Here is an 18,367-nt window from a genome sequence, read left to right on the forward strand (position 1 = left end):
CAAATCTCGTTCTACTTAAATTTTAGCTTTTGTCGCTATAATGAAGCTAAAATTTTAAGGAGAACGAGATGTTTGACTTCACTTTTCACAATCCCACAAAAATACGATTCGGCAGAGGTAAAGAGCGAAATATCGGGCTTTATATGTGCGAATTTGACGCTAAAAGAACCCTACTGATCTACGGCAGCGATCGCATCAAAAAAGACGGACTCTTTGACGCAGTAGTAGCAAGCCTAAAAGAAAACGGCATAGAGTTTATAGAGCTTGGCGGCGTAGTTAGCAACCCCGTGCTAAGCAAAGTTTACGAAGGAATCGAACTAGCTAGGAAATTTAACGCCGATAGCGTGCTAAGCGTAGGCGGAGGCTCCTGTCTAGATAGCGCCAAAGCCATCGCTGCGGGCGCGCTATACGAAGGCGACGTGTGGGACTTTTTCACGGGCAAGGATCCAAGCCGCGCGCTAAAAATCTTTGACATTATAACCCTTGCGGCGACGGGCAGCGAGATGAACTCGGGCGCGGTCGTGACAAACGAAGCAACGAAGCAAAAATTCTCCATCCACGGCGACGTGCTATATCCGCTAGTCTCAGTGATAAATCCGCAGCTACAAGCCAGCGTGAGCCGCGAGTATCTGGCCTACTCCGCCGCCGACGTCATCGCGCACAGCATAGAGGGGTACTTCACAGCAAGCGTGCAGCCTAGCATCATCAACCTCTACGTCGAAGCCAATATCAAAACCGTGATGAAAACGACCGAAATTTTACTAGCTGACCCTGACAACTACGACGCCAGAGCCGAGTTTGCCTGGGCGGCGACGATGGCGCTAAACGGCCTAACCTACGTCGGCACGCACGGCTACTCCTACCCAAACCACATGCTAGAGCACGCCATGAGCGCTGTCGTAAACTGCGCGCACGGAGCGGGTCTAGCGGTCATAATGCCAGCGTGGATGAAGTGGTATAGGAGCCGAAATTTGGGCGCATTCGAGCGTTTTGCGCGGGAAATTTTCGGCGTAAACTCAGCTGACGAAGGTATCGCCGCCTTTAAAGCGTGGCTTAGCAAAATCGGCGCCCCGGTTAGCCTAAAAGCCATCGGCATAGAGGGCGAGACGCTAGATGAGGCCATAAATTTAGCCCACGACTACGCGGCAAACTGGCGCAAAGATAAGCTCTATACGAAAGAAAATATCAAAGAGATTTTTGAGCTGGCGAAGTAAATTTGCGGCTAAATTTAGCGCTAGCAAGATAATAAAATTTAAGGCTTATGCACCGATTTAAATTTAACCGCCGCGAGATAAATTGGGAAATTTGAGGTTTCAAATTTTGCGCTTTAAATTTGCTCCGAGTTTTTCCGGGTTGCAAATTCAAACGTAAAAATACGAAATACGTGCGCGGCGGGTAAATTTTCGGTATGACGAAAACGGCAACGCAAAACGCCGCACGAATAGCAAATTTAACCGCGTAAGATAAGCAAAAAGCGGCCGCGGCCGGGTAAGCAAAATTTGCTTTGTAAGCGGCAAACTTACCCGCCCGCCGTAGCAAAATAGAGCAGGGCGCGTCAAAATCCTGCGCCGCGCCGAAATTTAAACTAAGGCTTTTTGATGATAAATCTAAGCGTCGGGCCGTCTTGCTCGATTTTAAGCACCTCAAAGCCCCTATTTCTCGCGTCGTAAGGGATCGAGTTTATCGCCTGAGGGCAGTCGCAAAGTACTTCTAGCACCTCGCCGCTTTTCATTTTCGGCAGGATTTCTAGCGTCGCGACGGCTGGCATCGGGCAAGCCTCGCCTAAGATATCGAGCGTATAGCTTATTTCAAAATCGTCTTCATGCATCTTAGTAGCCTCCTTTGGCGAAGAAATTTCGTTTGTAGATAAACACCAGCAGTAGCGCCGAAACGAATAAACATAAATTTACCGCTAAGCCGCCCAGCGGACCGAATACCTCTAAAAGCTGGATTTTCGGGCCGTCTTTGATCCACGCGGGTATCGCGTCGTAGCTAAGGGCTAGCACCATGGTTCCTACGACGTTTGCGACGCCCACGATCATAAAGTGCAGCTGCCCCTCGGTGGCTCTATACGTCCAGCCGCACTCGCAGCCGCCCGCAAATACGATACCGAAACCGAACAAAAACGCTCCGATCGCGACCGCCGGCGAGAAATTCGTAACCTTGCCGACGTAGCCGTTTAGCATCAGTACGAAAACGATGAGCGTAGCGATGATCATACCGTAAAACGCGCCCTTCGTCGCGACGTCTCTGCCGAATAAAAACAGGTCGCGAAAGCACGAAGTAAAGCAAATTTGACCCTTTGAGATGATAAAGCCGAAAACTAGTCCAAAAAGTAGTCCAAGCGGCAAGATACTGGCTTTGACTTTTAGATCAAGTGCTGGCGCCTGCATCAAAAGATACGCAAACCAGATAATCGCTAAAATCGCGATAATCACGCCGATGGCGAAATTTCGGTCGGCGCGGCCTTTGTCGTGCGTCGTACCTTTGCCTTTCGGGCCGAAGTTTTTAAGCTCGGTTTTAGGCATAAAGACGGGCAGCATGCCGACCTTGACGGCGACGTAGATGCCAAGCACCATAAACACGGCAAAAAGCCACGTATGCAGCGAAAAATACGGCAGTCCGGTGAAAAAATCAAGCAAGTTGCAGCCAAAGGCTAGACGCGCGCCAAATCCCGAAAGCAAGCCGCCGACGATAGCCTGAAAAACGCGAATTTTGCTTGCAGGTAGGCGAAATTTGACTTTATTTGCCATAAATGCCGCGATCGTAGCGCCCACGAACATGCCTATTAGCATAAGCCCTTCAAAGCGCGTGAGCGGGTTACCGTCAAGGTTCGTGATCTTGTAGTAGGAATAGCCGCTAAGATCCATCCCGAAAAGCTCCAAAAACTCGCCGCCCCAGCGCGTCATCTCGCCGGTTACCGCCCATCCGCCGCCAAAAATCCCAAAATACACGGTCGCGACGATGGCTAAGATAATCATCGCCTGCCCGACGTTCCAGAAATTCGTTAGATATTTCGTTCTAAATTCTTTAAACATAAATTTTCTTTGTATTAATTTCCTCGCCCCGCGAGACTAAATTTGAGATTAAACGCGTATCTATGAGGTAGTCATCTAAATATCCTAAAAACGTGGTCGTCAAACTTGACGCTAAAAAGTAAGAATTGTAGCTAAAATATTATTAAATAAAATTAAAATGTAGCTAGATTAATTTGCGATATTTTTATCTAAAATATAAAATCTATAACCATCTTTCTTGTTTTCGTTTAGATCTTTTACCGCGACTTTCGGCCGGTATCTGCCGCCTGATTTTGCTTTTACGAGATGTTTTAAACGGTTCTCTTTAGTCGCTACCGCTTTGCGTGCATTTAGACCAAAGAGAACCTAGCGTTTTGACCAAAATATCTTAAATATAAAGTCCTACGCCTCCAAAATCGCTCCGTTGCTAGCGTTTGTTACCAGCTTGCGATACATTCGCAGCCAGCGATACGGCAGCGGTTTTTCGATCGGCTTAAATTTAGCTCTGCGCGCGGCGATCTCGGCTTCGCTTAGCCGCACGTTGATCGCGTATGTATCTACGTCGATGTCGATGATATCGCCGTCCTCTAGCAGTCCGATCATGCCGCCCTCGGCAGCTTCGGGGCTCACGTGCCCGACGCTTAGTCCTCTCGTAGCGCCGCTAAACCTGCCGTCCGTGATCAGCGCTACGTCCGCGCCCAGCCCTCGCCCCATGATGAGCGATGTCGGGCTTAGCATCTCCTGCATGCCCGGGCCTCCGCGCGGCCCTTCGTAGCGGATGACGACTACGTCGCCTTTGTTTACCTTGCCGCTTGAGATGCCTTCTATCGCCTCGTCTTGGCTGTTAAAGCACACGGCCTTGCCGCTAAATTTGCGCTCGCCGATGATGCCCGCAGTCTTGATGACGCAGCCCTGCTCGGCTAAATTTCCAAACAAAATCGCCAGTCCGCCCACGTCCGAATAGGCGTTTTCGACCTTATGGATGACCTCTTCGTCTTTTATGACGCTAGCTCCGACGCGCTCGCCTAGGCTCTCGCCCGTGACGGTCGGCGCACCTAGGTCCAGCAGGCCGTTGTCGCGGCGCGAAATCTCGTTTATCACGGCGCTTAGGCCGCCCGCGCGGTCGATGTCTTCCATGTGGATATTTGGCAAGCTCGGGCTGATTTTGGCGATGTGAGCGATCTTGCGGCTGATCTCATTGAGCCCCGCGATCTGTAAATTTACCCCCGCTTCGCGCGCTATAGCTAGGATATGCAGCACGGTGTTACTGCTGCCGCCCATCGCCATATCGACGACTAGGGCGTTTTGGATCGATTTTTCGTTCACGATGTTGCGGATTTTGTATTTTTCATCCAGCGCTATCTGGCAAATTCGTCGCCCCGCCTGCCTGATAAGCTCCTCACGCTCAGGCGTAAGCGCAGGCACCGTGCCGTTGCCTTTTAGCGCGATACCCATCGCTTCGCATAGCGTATTCATCGAGTTTGCCGTAAACATCCCCGAGCAGCTGCCCCCGCTCGGACAGGCGGCGCACTCGATCTCTTTTAACTCCTCGGCGCTGATCTCTTTGGTTTCAAATTTACCCACCGCCTCAAACGCAGTCGCAAGGTCGATAGGCTCGCCTTTTTTAGTGTAGCCTTTTTTCATCGGGCCGCCGCTAACAAAAACCGTCGGCACATTCACACGAAGTGCGCCCATCACCATACCGGGCACGATTTTATCGCAGTTTGGCATGCAGACGAGAGCGTCCAGGGCGTGCGCATTCATCACCGTTTCGATCGAGTTTGCGATGAGCTCGCGGCTAGGCAGGCTGTAAAGCATCCCGCTGTGTCCCATCGCGATGCCGTCGTCCACGCCGATACAGTTAAACTCAAAGGGTACGCAGCCGTTTTTGCGGATCTCGTCTTTTAAAATTTCGGAGTATTTGTTGAGGAAAAAGTGCCCCGGGATGATCTCGATGAAGCTGTTTGCCACGCCGATAAACGGCTTTTCAAAGTCCTCGTCCTTTAGCCCCGTCGCTCTTAGCAAGCTTCTGTGCGGCGCACGCGTATAGCCTTTTTTGATGATGTCGCTTCTCAAATTTGATCCTTTTAGTGGAATTTAGTCGATTTTATCAATTATTTAATTACATAAGTATAAAAATTTGAAAGGGTGTGCAAGACACGGCAATCATATGTACAATATCTAAAATTTACGTTTTATCGTGAAAAATTTGAGCCCGAAGGCTCAAATTTAAGCGCAAAGCGGAGCTTGCCTCGCGCTTATAAAACCTAGAGCGATTTTAGTCGCTCTAGCCTAGCGAAGATAAAATCAATCCGCTACTTTCATCGCGCCGCCCGCGCCAAGACCGCCTTTTACGGTTTGCATTTTGTAGTTTCTGACCGCGTCGATTAGGTTATTCATCGAGTCGGTGAAGGCCGCGACGATGACTTTGCCCTCAGGAGTGTTTGCATAGGCTCCTAGCGATCCGCCGGCTTTGCTGCCAAACAGGCTTCCAAGACCCGCAAAGTCCATATTTCTAGCGCTTCCCTCGGCTGCCGCTAACTGTACGCCAGAGCGGTTTTCGATGAGAGTTAGCATCGTGCTCACGTCGCTCGTGCTAAAACTGCCTGCGACCGAACCCGCAACCGAACCAAATAGCGCGCCCACGACGCCGCCTAGGCCGCTAGTGTTGCTCTCGCTAAAGGTTATCGTAGGAGTTAAGGTGTAGTCCGCAGCGACCATCTGACCTTTTTTGAAATTCGAGTTCTTTCTAAGCTCGCCCGACTCCATCAGCGCACGCTCTTCTAGCATTTGGTTAAATGCCTTGCTACGCTCGACGACGACGAAGCAGTTTGACTGCTGAGCCAAAAGTCTAAGAACCGGAACGGTGGATGTTAGCTTATACTGTTTAGTTACGACGGAGTACCAGTCGCTGTTTCTGTCCTCGTAAATCGTAAGCGTACCCATAGACTCGGTGCATCTGGTTAGTCCAGGATTTGCATTTTGGACGTTTGAGCCCGCAGCCGCGCCCGTAGCTGCCGTCTTAGCACCTGGCGAACCCATACTCATAGACGACATGCAACCCGTCAAAAGAAAAGGCAAAGCCAAAACCGCGATCTTCGATGCGCTAAAAAGCGATTTTTTCATTAATAACTCCTTGGGGAAATTTACAAAATTGTAATATATTTGCGCTAAAAATTTACTTTATTTTAAATTTGATGTTATAAAATGATTTAGAAATAACCAGAAAGGATTTGACATGAAAAAACTTGTTTTAATCGCTATTTTTTCAGCGCTTTGTTTAAATTTTGCAAACGCTTACGACAATTATTCAAACGAATCTTTAATAGTAATCCCGGATAACGGCTACAAATACAAAAAACGCCGCCACCGAGATAGATACGACGACGATGTAGTGATATATATGAACCCTCCGTACGGCCGCTACAAACAAACCGACCGAGGCAGAGACTACCGCGACAAGCTAGTCGATCAATATATCAAAAACAACAACATAAAAAAAGGCGGTTCGAGCAAATCCGACGACCGAAGCTACGAGAGAGGCTACGACGACGGATATGACGACGGATACCGCGACAGACGAGATGATTATTACTATTCGCCTCGCCCGCAAATAGGCATCCGCGTTAGATAAATTTGACGCCCGTTCGCGGCTAGTCGTCAAATTTGGCCTGCGGCAAAATTTGATTTACGAATTTGATTTACAAAAAGGAAAATAATGCTAACCAACCCCGTCGTGATCAGTATCCTCGTGATGACCGCGCTTTGTTTGCTGCGATTTAACATCCTGCTTTCCATCCTCGTCTCCGCCCTAGTCGCGGGACTCATCTATCACGGCGGATTTGCCGGCGTAGGGGCCTTTTTCGACGCGCTAACGGCCACCACCTCTACGCTGATAACGGGCATGAAGGGCAACCTAGAAACCTCGCTCAGCTACATCCTGCTCGGCGCGCTCGCAGCCGCGATAGCCAATACAAACCTAACCGCGATCCTCATAAACGCCGTTAGCAAGGCTCTAGCGAAAACCAGCACGTATTTTGCTCTGATAATCGCTTCTATCGCGTGCTTTTCGCAAAATTTGATCCCGGTTCACATCGCTTTCATCCCGATTCTCATCCCGCCGCTTTTGCCGCTGATGAACCGCCTAGGCATCGACCGCCGAGCCGTCGCGTGCGCTCTTACTTTCGGACTAAAGGCGCCGTACGTGAGCCTTAGCGTGGGCTTTGGACTTATCTTTCACGGCATCATCAAAAAAGAGCTCGCAAACAACGGCGTAGAGGTGCAGATGAGTGAAATCTCAAGCGTGATGTGGATCGGCGGCCTTTCTATGCTAGTGGGCTTACTTTTAGCGGTTTTCGTATTTTACCGCAAAAAACGCGACTACGCGCATACTAAATTTGAAACGAGCGAGGAACAAGAGGCGCAGATGGCCGCAAGCCTAAAAATGACGAAAAAAGAGTGGGCGGTGCTAGGCGGCGCGGTAGCGGCGTTTGGAGTGCAAATTTACACAGAAAGCATGCCGCTTGGAGCGCTTTTAGGACTGCTAGTTATGGTAGTTTTCGGCGGTATCGAGTACCGCAAAATCGACAAAATCATGGACAGCGGCCTAGCGATGATGGGCTTTATCGCATTTATCATGCTTGTTGCGGCAGGCTTTGGCTCGGTTTTGCGCGAGAGCGGCGGTATCGAACAGCTAGTGAGCTTTGCTAGCGCGGTCGCCGGCGGCAAAATGGGCGGCGCGATACTGATGTTAGCCATCGGTTTGCTAGTTACTATGGGCATCGGCACGAGCTTTGGCACGATACCGATCATCGCGGCGATTTACGTGCCGTTTTCGCTATCGCTGGGTTTTTCTCCGGCGGCGATCATCTTGCTAGTTGGTATCGCAGCAGCTCTAGGCGATGCGGGTAGTCCCGCTAGCGATAGCACGCTAGGGCCTACGAGCGGTCTAAATGCCGACGGACAGCACAATCATATTTACGATACGTGCGTGCCTACGTTTATATTCTTTAATATACCGCTGTTAATCGGCGGCGTTATAGGCGCGATGATTTTGTAAATTTTATGGCTTGTCTTTTTCCTTTATACGTCGTTGCAAATTTCGCCGAGGCTCGGTTACATACTACTTATATGCGCCCTCGCTCGGCTCATTTCCGCCTCGTCTAAAAAGGAGAAATTTTGAAGTCAAATTTTATAAATTTGAGTTGCCGAGACCCCCATCTTAAAATTTCTAAAAACCATTAATCTTTGCTCATATACACTTTTTCGCTACTACCTTCACAAATACTAAACCAAATTTAAAATTTGGAACGTCTTTTGCTTAAGTGATCTCAAAAATTTACTTTTCAAAAAGGATAAAGCTATGATGAGATCACTTTGGGCAGGCGTTACCGGGCTGCAAGCCCACCAGATCGCTATGGACGTCGAGGGCAACAACATCGCCAACGTCAACACAGTCGGATTTAAATACAGCCGCGCAAATTTCGACGACATTATATATCAAAATTCGCGTATCGCTACCGGCCCGCAAAATCGCCACGGCGGCGTAAATAGCATGCAAGTTGGCCTTGGCACGCAGATAAACTCGACGACTAAAATTTTTAAGCAAGGCTCTTTGCAAACTACCGACAAACAAACCGACATCGCGCTTCAGGGCGACGGATTTTTCATGGTTAGCCCGGACGGCGGCAAGACTACTTACTACACAAGAAACGGCGACTTTTCAAGAGATAGCGTAGGAAATTTCGTCGATAACGGCGGAAACATCGTACAAGGATGGATGAGAGACGAAGAAACCGGCGAGATAGATCCGACTAGACCTATCAGCGATATAAATATCCCTGCAGGTCTAACCGTCCCGGCTCGTGCCACGACAAATATTACGTTAAAAGGAAATTTAGACAGCGGTAACGACGTGGGCGCTAAAAAAATCCCTATCTACCAACTCGATCAATACCACAACTGGACCGATACGGGCAAAGACGGTATCAAAGTAGACGCTGAAAAACACGAAGAAAATAACGTCGGCGAAAATAGATTTTACGTCAACAAAAACGGCGAACAAAGGATGACAGAGCGCGGCGCAGACCTTGGAGTGCTATTTAACAACAACGGCGACGCGTATAATCTCCGCACCGGTCAAGGTATATGGGTCAGCTATGCAGACGCTAAAACTCAAGCTCTAAACGTAGGCGCTCAGCCGGACGGAAGATTTGGCGCTACAAAGCAGCTAGATATCACGCTAAACGGCGAAAAGATAGTTGCAAGCGTAACTAGCGTCAGCGAACTAGCGTCAGCTATAAATGAGAGATACACCAAAACCGGCGTAGAAGCAAGCGTTATCAACGGTAATCAGCTCGTTTTAACGAATAGAAATAATCTAGGCACGACTGTCAATACAAAAAATATAAAAATGACCGTAAATGGCGCAAACAACATAGGAAGTGATTTTGTAACGACCAACATCATCACGGCATATCAGTATATTTATAATAGCACTCAAGTTAATGCCACTCATATTAACGATGACTCTATGGCTAGAGAAGTAACAACTACTGAAGATTTGCGTGAAGCTATGCAAAAAGATGCAAGGCTATTTACAAACTATGGAGGAAGGAGTGTAGATAATGCTATCGCTGTAGCGAAAGCAACTAGAGAATCAGCGGCAGCGGCAGCGGCAGCGGCAGCAGATCCTGGTAATACAGGACTTGCGGCAGCGGCAGCTAAAGCGGCAGCAACTCTTGCTAATATTACTGCAGCTAAAGCGGCAAAAGACGCCCTTGATACGGCTAAAGGAAATCTAGACACGGCAATAGCGGGTGGTAACGCAGCTGCGATAGGTGCAGCACAAACAGCTTACGATACTGCTTTTGCGGATCATAAAGAAAAATTTGAAAAAGCTTTTAAAGGCTACAATAAAAATGATGGAGTAGAGATAACAGTCAACGAACATGGGCAGTTTCAGGTGAAAAATCCTAGCGGAGACGCCGTAAACAGCGACGACGGAGATCTAACTGATAATACGATAGAAACAGATCCTGGGTCTCCAAATTTTGGTAAACCTAGACCTATAAATTTGACCGTAGATACGTATGATGACGACCACAATATGAATTTAACAATCACTGGTCTTAGCAACGCGGCAAACAACATAACCGAAAACGTCAAATTTACGGCATCTATGGCGCCGCTTTCAGGCTCTATAAGCCCGGGTAACGCCGCAAGGGTAACAGATAGCCTAAACATGGCCGCTCACAGCTCTAGTACCGATCTTTTCGATAGCTTAGGCACTAAGCACAACATCAAAATGGACTTCGTAAAACGCGGCTACACGCCAAACGGCGGAACCGAGTGGACGATGGTTATCCAAGTAGCCGAGCCAAATCGCATCAATCAAAACGGCGAGCCTGCAAACGTGATAACGGGCTACGTGAGATTTAACCCGGACGGCTCGCTAGCGACATATAGCCCGGCTAGCATAACCTTCGGCGCACAAAACGGCTCGGCCGACGGCCAACATATCGAGCTAAAGCTAGGAACTACGGCTCAGATGGACGGTCTAGCCAGCACCGATAACGACTCAAGCACCGCCGACATCAGCCAGGACGGCTACGCTAGCGGCGAGCTAAACGGCATCAGGATAGATCAAAGCGGAACCCTAGTGGGCTCGTTTACGAACGGCCGAAGCCTAGGACTAGCGCAAGTGGGCGTGGCTAAATTTGCCAACAACGAGGGATTGGCTAGCGAGGGCGGAAATTTATTTTCTCGCACGGCAAACTCCGGCGATCCGATCATCGGCGCGGCTCAGACGGCTGGACGCGGCAAGATCTCAGCCTCGAGCCTCGAGATGAGTAACGTCGATCTATCTCGCTCGCTAACTCAGCTCATCGTCGTACAGCGCGGCTTCCAAGCTAACTCAAAGACGATCACGACTAGCGACGAAATGCTAAACACGCTGCTTCAACTAAAATAATTTATTTCTTCGGGCTTTAGTTTCGTCTAAAGCCCTTTTTATTCATTTTTAGCTAAATTTAGCGCTAAATTTAACTAAAAGAGTCAAAAATGCAAGTAACGCTTCTAAATTACACTCCGCTAAACATCTGCTCGCATGCGATCCGCACGTGTTGGCAAAGCTTTGAAAAAGGCGACAACGGCGGCGAAAAAGACATCGAGCTCATCGAGCGCGTCGGCAATAAATTTAAACACGCCAGTACGCTAGAGCACCTCTCCTACAACTTCTACATCCAAGGCATCTCGCGCGCCCTGCTGCAAGAGCTAGCCCGTCACCGCGTGGCGAGCCTCAGCGTCAAATCAACGCGATACACGCTAAAAGAGCTAAAAAAAGAGGCTAAATTTGAGCTTGGCGACTTTGAGCGGGCGGAGAGATTTATAGTATTGACGGGCGACGAAACGGTCGATAACGCAAGCGTCAAAGCGCTAGAAAACCTGCGCGAAATCCTCGCAAACACCACAAAAAGCCTCGACATCGTCAAGTACTGCCTACCCGAGTGCTACAAAACCGAGCTCACGTGGAGCGTAAACGCGCGCAGTTTGCAAAATTTCCTCTCGCTTCGCAGCTCAAAATCGGCGCTTTGGGAGATCAGAAATCTCTCGCTAAAGCTTTACGAGTCGCTGCCGCAGGAGCATAAATTTATATTTGAGGATCACGTAAATCAGGAATAATAGAGCGCTTTGTGCCGCCTGCAAGCTACAAACAAATGCCGTGTGTAAATTTTACGTGTTTTTGGAAAATTTAAGGCAAAACTAGGAGCGATAAATGGGACTGTTTGACATTTTTAAAAATCAAAGAATTGACATTGACGTGCGCCCAGACGGCGTTTTCATCGGCGGCGTAAACTGCGGGTTTGATCTAGCTAAATTTAACAAAGCCCTAGGTCAGCCGCGCGTGATTGATGACGGTGAGGGCAAAAGCCGTTATTTTTGGGATGAGGCGGGGATTTTCGCCTTCGTGCGCACAAATGAGCTCGCAGAGCCGAAGCTTGCTGAGATAAACTTGATGCTTGAGGTCGCAAAGGGCGTGCAGCACGAGGTTCCGCGCAAGCTCTACGGCGGCGCATTCGCGCTTGAGGGCAGGCCGCCGCTTGAGGCCGTGCCGGAGCAGGAGCTGCGCGGCGCATATATATTTTTGGAGCTTAGCCTAGGTAAATTCGAAGTCTCGCTAGCTCTAGCCGAGGCCGTGCAGGAGCGCATAGGCGCGATGGACTTCGCCGAGCGCTTCGCTAAGCGCGACACCGACGAGATCGCAGACATCGTGCGAGCTGCGAAAATGCCGATAGGGCGCGTCTGCATCAATCAAAAAGAGAAAAAGGTAAAGCGCAGGCCGAGCGATAAATTTAAGCTTCCGCGCGTGGCCGACGAGACGCTAGCGTTTAAAAATTTCAATTTCAAAAATCGCCGTGATGAACGAGCTGATGTATAAAAAAGCCCTGCTACAGCCCAAATTTGACGTGTTTGAGTACTGCTAGGAGCGCGGCATCGATCCGTACGCGGATTTCGGCGCGCTGCCGCAAGCCAAAAAGTGGTTTAAGGACTATCCGGTTCCTGCAAATCTGGCGGAGCAGGTGAGCGAGCTCTATCTTGACGGCGGAAACGAAATTTACCTGCAAATCGCGCCTGATTGGGACGGCGAGGACGAGCTTTTTGACATCAAAAACATCGATGCTGCCGAGCTTGCACCCTTCAAAAATCTTAAAAAAATCGAAACGACCGGCATCAGTATATCGAAAAAGGCGCGAAAAGTTTGCGCTGATGAGGGGATCGAGGTAGTTGATTGAGCGCGGAGATAAATTTTAAGCAATCAAATTTTACGCTCAAAAATGGCAAAATTTGAAGTCAAATTTTACTAAAAAATAAGCAAAATTTGAGCTTATTTTAAACGTAGATTATTCGCATGCGTTAGCGCGATAGCGATGGCATCGGTGATATCAAGCGGTTTGATCTCCTTTGTGATACCGAGAATTTTTTTAACCATAAAGGCCACTTGCTCTTTATCGGCCTTGGCTTTGCCCGTGACGGTTTTTTTGACCTGAAGCGGCGTATACTCGGCAAAATCGCCGTGAAGCTGCAAAATTTTAAGACTGAGCGCCCCTCGAAACTGCGCGAGTTTCAAAACCGTTTTTGGATTATAAGCGAAAAATATGTCCTCGATCGCCACTTCGTCAAATTTATGATTTTTAAAAATCAGGTCAAGTCCCTCGCAAAGTTCGGTGATTTGATACTGCAAAGAATTCGGTTTTATTTTGATTAGTCCCGCCTCGATCAAAACAGTTTTCACGGGCGTTTTTTCGACGATCGCATAGCCGCAATTTCGCGATCCCGGATCGATTCCTAAAATTTTCATCTTGTCCTTTTCAACGGTTTTTCACGCTTTTTTCACGGCGTGAAAAACGAATTTCAACGCCATTTTAACAAATTTAAGATAAAATCTAGCGAATTAATCTTAAAGGCAAAAATTTGGTCGCAAACGAGGTTTTGGAGCTACTTTCCAAAGAAATTTTACCGTCGGAATTTGAATGCTACATCAAGCAGCTTAAATTTAACGAAAAAAGCTCAAATTCGACGAACGTCGTATTTAACGCGCCAAACGAGATTATCGCCAAATTTATCCAGACCAAATACGCCTCAAAAATCGCTCATCTTTTTGAAGTAAAAACCGGACAAAAGCCCGTAATCAACGTCCTAGCCGCGACCAAAACGCAAAGCAAACCGGCTAAAAAAGTGGACGTCAAAGAGATAAAAGCGCAAAGCAGCCTGCTAAATCCAAGCTACACGTTTGAAAATTTCGTCGTCGGCGACTCAAATCAATTTGCATTTTTAAGCGCGAAAGCCGTATCCGAGCAGCTGGGTAAAATTTACAATCCGCTTTTTATCTACGGCCCGACGGGACTTGGCAAAACTCACCTTTTGCAATCAGTCGGAAATTTTTGCCTAAACGGCGGCAAAATGGTTATTTGCGTCACGAGCGAGCAGTTTATCACGGACTTTACTTATAATCTCAACAACCACTCGATGGAGCGATTTCGCGAAAAGTACCGAAACTGCGATGTTTTACTCATCGATGACGTACAGTTTTTAGGTAAAACGGATAAAATCCAAGAGGAGTTTTTCCATACGTTTAACGAACTTCACGCTAAAAACGGACAGATCGTGATGACTTCAGACCGTCAACCAAAGCTACTAAAAGGCTTTGAAGATAGGCTAAGAACGCGTTTTGAGTGGGGTATCATCGCCGATATCACGCCGCCCGAGCTTGATACTAAAATCGCAATCATCAAGAAAAAGTGCGAATTTGATAAAATTTATCTTGGTACCGACGTCATAAACTACATCGCTACAAACATGGGCGACAACATCCGAGAAATCGAAAGCGCGATAATTAATTTAAACGCTTACGCAAGGCTGATGAGGCAGGAAATCACTCTAGAATTTGCCAAAAATATCCTGCGCGATCAGATAAAAGAGAAACGTGAAAATATAAACCTAGAAAATATCGTTGAAATCGTAAGCAAAGAACTAAACGTCAAACCAAGCGAGATGAAAAGCAAATCACGCTCGAAAAATATCGTCGAGGCTAGACGCATCGTGATATATCTGGCTAAAAATTTGACGCCAAACTCGATGCCGCAGATCGCGCAGTTTTTTAACATGAAAGATCACTCCGCCGTAAGCCACAGTATAAAAAAAATAAACGAACTAATTGAAACGAATGAATATTTTAAAGTTCGCGTCGAAGAACTAAAGAATAAAATTTTAACCAAAGAGTAAAAACGTGAATAAAAGTGAAAAAATAAACCGTTTTTTTAACGCCGCAAACGTCCTATTTAAAGAAAATAAAAGCTATTTTAAACTTTTCACGCCCCCTACTAATGCTACTAAAAGAAATTTAAAAACAAAGGAAAAAAATGAAAGTCGCAATTAACAAAAATGCTTTAGAGAGCATCGTAACAAATACCAATCCTTACCTAGAAAAAAAGGATCTAAGCGCTATAACTTCGCATATATTTATCAGCGCTAAAGACGGTATCCTAAATATTAAAGCAACTGACCACGAGATCGGCCTAGCATATAAACTCTCAAACGTCAAAATCATGGACGAAGGAAATGCTACTGCTAACGGTAAAAAACTGCTTGACATCATAAGAAGCCTAAAAGACGAGGAAGTAACGCTAGAGACGCTAAATAACTATCTCTACATAAAGCAAAAAAACTCAAAATATAAACTTCCAATGTATAAATTTGAGGATTTTCCAAATTTTCCGACCATAAAAAATAAAAATAAATTTGAAATCGACGCAGTAATGCTTGGAAGAAGTTTAAAGAAAATTTTTCCAAGCATTGATAACAACAACCCTAAATTTGAGCTAAACGGCGCATTTATCGACATCAAGCAAAACTACATAAACATAGTCGGTACCGATACTAAAAGGCTTAGCGTATTTAGATTTGAAACGCCTACTCAGAGCGAATTTTCGCTAATAATACCAAAAAAAGCCATTAGCGAGATACAAAAACTATTTTTTGACAAGATCGAAATTTACTACGATGAAACGACTCTGATCGCTCAAAGCGCAAATTTCGAGTTTTTCACAAAGCTAATAAACGGCAGATTCCCCGACTACAACAGAGTAATCCCGCAAGAGATAAAACGAAGACTAAGACTAAGCAGAGATAAGATGATAGAAGGCATCAAAACCGTCTCAATCATCTCCGAGAGCACGAAAATCGTATTTGCGCCTCAGACCATAAGCTTTGAAAGTATCGTAGAAGATAACTCGGAGGCCAAAACTACGATAGAATTTGCAACGGGACTAGAAGAAGAAATCTACGTCGGCGTGAAAAATAGATACTTGCTTGATTTCCTACAAAGCATCGAAGAGGAACATTTCGAATTTGGATTTAACGACTCGAATTTAGCCTTTACGGTGAGCTCAAACGAGCTAAAAACGGTAATCATGCCGATAAATTTATAAAAATAAAAAAGGTAAATAATGCAGCAAAATTACGGCGCGGAAAATATTAAAGTTTTAAAAGGGCTCGAAGCGGTTAGAAAACGCCCCGGCATGTATATCGGCGATACTAACATAAGCGGCCTACATCACATGATCTACGAGGTCGTCGATAACTCCATAGACGAGGCGATGGCGGGTTACTGCGATACGATCGATATCGAGCTAACCCGCGAAGGCTCGGCGATCATCAGCGATAACGGACGCGGTATACCGGTCGATATGCACCCAACGGAGAAAATTTCAGCCGCAACGGTCGTTTTAACCGTACTTCACGCAGGCGGTAAATTTGACAAAGATACTTATAAGGTCTCAGGCGGTCTGCACGGCGTCGGCGTTAGCGTAGTAAACGCCCTTTCTAAAAAACTGGTCGTAAATATCAAACGCGACGGTAAACTACATAGACAAGAGTTTTCAAAAGGTATCCCGCAAAGCGACCTTGAGATCATAAAAACTACGAATAGAACGGGAACTCAGGTAGAGTTTTGGCCGGATGACAGCATTTTTGAAGTTACGGAATTTGACGATGAAATTTTAACCAAACGCTTTAGAGAACTAGCATATCTAAATCCGAAAATTACGATAAATTTTAAAGATCAAAGAAACGGTAGAAACGAGAGTTTTCACTACGAGGGCGGACTTGAAAGCTTCGTAACTGATTTAAATAAAAACGAGGCCGTAAGTAAAGCCATATCGTTTAGCGGCGGCGAAGAGGACGTTTTGGTCGATTTTGCCTTGATGTACAACGATACTTATAGCGAAAATTTACTAAGCTTCGTAAATAACATCAAAACCCCTGACGGCGGTACGCATGAAGCTGGATTTCGCGCGGGTTTAACTCGCGTGATAACAAACTACATAGCCGCAAACGCAGCAGCCCGCGAAAAAGACACGAAAATCACGGGCGAAGATATCCGCGAAGGACTCATCGCAGTTATCAGCGTCAAAGTACCGGAACCGCAGTTTGAAGGTCAAACGAAAGGAAAGCTAGGCTCAAGCTACGTAAAACCGATTGTTCAAAAGATGGTTTTTGAGGTACTTAGCAAGTATTTTGAAGAAAACCCGATCGAAGCTCGCGCGATAATGGAAAAAGCGCTGATGGCGGCGCGCGGACGCGAAGCGGCTAAAAAAGCTCGTGATCTAACTCGTAAAAAAGAGGGTCTAAGCATAGGAACGCTACCTGGCAAACTAGCCGACTGCCAGAGTAAAGATCCTACCATCAGCGAGCTTTATCTGGTGGAGGGCGACTCAGCTGGCGGCTCGGCCAAACAAGGACGCGATAGAGTATTTCAGGCGATTTTACCGTTAAAAGGTAAAATTTTAAACGTCGAGAAATCGCGCTTAGATAAAATTTTAAAATCAGACGAAATAAAAAATATGATAACCGCGCTAGGTTGCGGTATCGGCGACGAATTTGACGCCGAGAGGCTTCGCTACCACAAAATCATAATCATGACCGATGCCGACGTCGACGGTAGCCATATCCAGACGCTACTTTTAACGTTTTTCTTTAGATTTTTACACAAAGTCGTGGAAAACGGTCATATCTATCTAGCTCAGCCTCCTCTTTACCGCTATAAAAAGGGCAAAAAAGAAATTTATCTAAAAGACGAAAGAGCGCTGAATGAATTTCTAATCGAAACCGGTATCGAAGGGGTTGAGTTTGAAAGTATCGGAAATGCTGATCTTATAGACTTTTTAAAGATAGTCGCGGCTTATAGAAGCGTGTTAAAAGAGCTTGAAAAGCGATTTAGCGTGATTTCTGCGGTTAGATATATGATCGAAAATCCAGATATCGTTTCAAAAAGCTATGGCGAAATTTTTGAAATTTTGAAAAATTATTTAGAAGCGCAGGGACACAATATCCTAAACTCATACATCAGCGAAGAAGAAGCGCGAATTTACGTACAAACCGAAAGCGGTTTAGAAGAACTTTTAGTAAATGAAAATTTATTTACAAATCCGCTTTATGAGGAAGCGCTTTATATCAGTCAAAAGATAAAAGAGCGCGGCATCGAGCTAAAAGGCGACGTGATAGACGTGCTAGACGAGATCGAAAAAAATGCTAAAAAAGGTGCCTACATACAGCGTTATAAAGGCCTTGGCGAGATGAATCCTGAACAGCTGTGGGAGACGACGATGAATCCAGAAAACCGTCGTTTGCTAAAAATAAACATAAATGATGCCATAAGCGCATCGGATACGTTTAATCTCTTTATGGGCGACGAGGTCGAACCGCGAAGAAACTATATACAAGAGCACGCAAAAGACGTGAAACATTTGGACGTGTAAAATGCTAAAATCAGAACTAAAAGAACGATCAAA

At 46.5% G+C, this 18,367-nt stretch carries 14 protein-coding genes and 1 pseudogene; 10 read left to right on the top strand and 5 right to left on the bottom strand.

What is annotated here, in order from left to right; translation table 11 throughout:
- Nucleotides 1–68: 68 nt before the first annotated feature.
- Nucleotides 69–1,214: an iron-containing alcohol dehydrogenase gene (locus ACTTJF_RS04310; RefSeq protein WP_442550910.1), complete on the top strand. Its 1,146-nt coding sequence runs from the start codon at nucleotides 69–71 to the stop codon at nucleotides 1,212–1,214.
- A gap of 371 nt (nucleotides 1,215–1,585) precedes the next feature.
- Here the strand turns inward: ACTTJF_RS04310 and yedF are convergent, their stop codons facing one another.
- From yedF to ACTTJF_RS04330, 4 genes are all read right to left on the bottom strand, one after another.
- Entirely contained in the window at nucleotides 1,586–1,828 is a 243-nt protein-coding gene (gene yedF, locus ACTTJF_RS04315; RefSeq protein WP_004323059.1) for a sulfurtransferase-like selenium metabolism protein YedF, read from the bottom strand.
- A gap of 1 nt (nucleotide 1,829) precedes the next feature.
- Nucleotides 1,830–3,038 carry a selenium metabolism membrane protein YedE/FdhT gene (gene yedE, locus ACTTJF_RS04320; protein ID WP_442550911.1) on the bottom strand — a complete coding sequence of 403 codons (1,209 nt, stop codon included), beginning with the start codon at nucleotides 3,036–3,038 and terminating at the stop codon, nucleotides 1,830–1,832.
- A gap of 381 nt (nucleotides 3,039–3,419) precedes the next feature.
- A complete protein-coding gene (gene ilvD / locus ACTTJF_RS04325; RefSeq protein ID WP_442550912.1) occupies nucleotides 3,420–5,093 on the bottom strand; it encodes a dihydroxy-acid dehydratase in 1,674 nt (557 codons plus the stop codon).
- A gap of 231 nt (nucleotides 5,094–5,324) precedes the next feature.
- The gene (locus ACTTJF_RS04330) at nucleotides 5,325–6,143 is read right to left on the bottom strand and encodes a CsgG/HfaB family protein (protein WP_185898255.1); all 819 of its coding nucleotides are present in this window, start codon (nucleotides 6,141–6,143) and stop codon (nucleotides 5,325–5,327) included.
- A gap of 112 nt (nucleotides 6,144–6,255) precedes the next feature.
- Between ACTTJF_RS04330 and ACTTJF_RS04335 the strand changes: the two genes are divergently transcribed.
- From ACTTJF_RS04335 to ACTTJF_RS04360, 6 genes and pseudogenes are all read left to right on the top strand, one after another.
- Nucleotides 6,256–6,651, top strand: coding sequence for a hypothetical protein (locus tag ACTTJF_RS04335; RefSeq protein ID WP_442550913.1), 396 nt, complete (start codon nucleotides 6,256–6,258; stop codon nucleotides 6,649–6,651).
- An 84-nt stretch (nucleotides 6,652–6,735) separates the two neighbouring features.
- Nucleotides 6,736–8,076: a Na+/H+ antiporter family protein gene (locus ACTTJF_RS04340; RefSeq protein ID WP_442550914.1), complete on the top strand. Its 1,341-nt coding sequence runs from the start codon at nucleotides 6,736–6,738 to the stop codon at nucleotides 8,074–8,076.
- A gap of 303 nt (nucleotides 8,077–8,379) precedes the next feature.
- A complete protein-coding gene (locus tag ACTTJF_RS04345) occupies nucleotides 8,380–10,989 on the top strand; it encodes a flagellar hook-basal body complex protein (RefSeq protein WP_442550915.1) in 2,610 nt (869 codons plus the stop codon).
- Nucleotides 10,990–11,078: 89 nt separating this feature from the next.
- Entirely contained in the window at nucleotides 11,079–11,699 is a 621-nt protein-coding gene (thyX, locus tag ACTTJF_RS04350) for an FAD-dependent thymidylate synthase (protein ID WP_442550916.1), read from the top strand.
- A 94-nt stretch (nucleotides 11,700–11,793) separates the two neighbouring features.
- Nucleotides 11,794–12,456, top strand: coding sequence for a DUF7738 domain-containing protein (locus tag ACTTJF_RS04355; protein WP_442550917.1), 663 nt, complete (start codon nucleotides 11,794–11,796; stop codon nucleotides 12,454–12,456).
- A pseudogene (locus ACTTJF_RS04360) lies at nucleotides 12,449–12,811 on the top strand (DUF6892 domain-containing protein). Before ACTTJF_RS04355 ends, ACTTJF_RS04360 begins: the two are co-directional and overlap by 8 nt.
- A 92-nt stretch (nucleotides 12,812–12,903) precedes the next feature.
- Here the strand turns inward: ACTTJF_RS04360 and ruvC are convergent.
- On the bottom strand, nucleotides 12,904–13,377 hold the full coding sequence (ruvC, locus tag ACTTJF_RS04365) for a crossover junction endodeoxyribonuclease RuvC (RefSeq protein ID WP_004321710.1): 474 nt from the start codon (nucleotides 13,375–13,377) through the stop codon (nucleotides 12,904–12,906).
- A gap of 113 nt (nucleotides 13,378–13,490) precedes the next feature.
- Between ruvC and dnaA the strand changes: the two genes are divergently transcribed.
- From dnaA to gyrB, 3 genes are all read left to right on the top strand, one after another.
- A complete protein-coding gene (dnaA, locus tag ACTTJF_RS04370; protein ID WP_442550918.1) occupies nucleotides 13,491–14,801 on the top strand; it encodes a chromosomal replication initiator protein DnaA in 1,311 nt (436 codons plus the stop codon).
- 137 nt (nucleotides 14,802–14,938) lie between these two features.
- Nucleotides 14,939–16,006: a DNA polymerase III subunit beta gene (gene dnaN / locus ACTTJF_RS04375; protein ID WP_442550919.1), complete on the top strand. Its 1,068-nt coding sequence runs from the start codon at nucleotides 14,939–14,941 to the stop codon at nucleotides 16,004–16,006.
- 18 nt (nucleotides 16,007–16,024) lie between these two features.
- The gene (gene gyrB / locus ACTTJF_RS04380; protein WP_442550920.1) at nucleotides 16,025–18,334 is read left to right on the top strand and encodes a DNA topoisomerase (ATP-hydrolyzing) subunit B; all 2,310 of its coding nucleotides are present in this window, start codon (nucleotides 16,025–16,027) and stop codon (nucleotides 18,332–18,334) included.
- Nucleotides 18,335–18,367 lie beyond the last annotated feature (33 nt).

The sequence above is a fragment of the Campylobacter sp. genome, from assembly GCF_052170435.1.
Taxonomy (GTDB): Bacteria; Campylobacterota; Campylobacteria; order Campylobacterales; family Campylobacteraceae; genus Campylobacter_A.

What these genes read in the sequence shown, in the direction of transcription:
- ACTTJF_RS04345 (WP_442550915.1), top strand. Translation starts at nt 8,380, where the DNA reads ATGATGAGATCACTTTGGGCAGGCGTTACCGGGCTGCAAGCCCACCAG.
- ACTTJF_RS04310 (WP_442550910.1), top strand. Translation starts at nt 69, where the DNA reads ATGTTTGACTTCACTTTTCACAATCCCACAAAAATACGATTCGGCAGA.
- yedF (WP_004323059.1), bottom strand. Translation starts at nt 1,828, where the DNA reads ATGCATGAAGACGATTTTGAAATAAGCTATACGCTCGATATCTTAGGC.
- ruvC (WP_004321710.1), bottom strand. Translation starts at nt 13,377, where the DNA reads ATGAAAATTTTAGGAATCGATCCGGGATCGCGAAATTGCGGCTATGCG.
- ACTTJF_RS04340 (WP_442550914.1), top strand. Translation starts at nt 6,736, where the DNA reads ATGCTAACCAACCCCGTCGTGATCAGTATCCTCGTGATGACCGCGCTT.
- dnaN (WP_442550919.1), top strand. Translation starts at nt 14,939, where the DNA reads ATGAAAGTCGCAATTAACAAAAATGCTTTAGAGAGCATCGTAACAAAT.
- ACTTJF_RS04335 (WP_442550913.1), top strand. Translation starts at nt 6,256, where the DNA reads ATGAAAAAACTTGTTTTAATCGCTATTTTTTCAGCGCTTTGTTTAAAT.
- yedE (WP_442550911.1), bottom strand. Translation starts at nt 3,038, where the DNA reads ATGTTTAAAGAATTTAGAACGAAATATCTAACGAATTTCTGGAACGTC.
- ACTTJF_RS04355 (WP_442550917.1), top strand. Translation starts at nt 11,794, where the DNA reads ATGGGACTGTTTGACATTTTTAAAAATCAAAGAATTGACATTGACGTG.
- thyX (WP_442550916.1), top strand. Translation starts at nt 11,079, where the DNA reads ATGCAAGTAACGCTTCTAAATTACACTCCGCTAAACATCTGCTCGCAT.
- gyrB (WP_442550920.1), top strand. Translation starts at nt 16,025, where the DNA reads ATGCAGCAAAATTACGGCGCGGAAAATATTAAAGTTTTAAAAGGGCTC.
- ACTTJF_RS04330 (WP_185898255.1), bottom strand. Translation starts at nt 6,143, where the DNA reads ATGAAAAAATCGCTTTTTAGCGCATCGAAGATCGCGGTTTTGGCTTTG.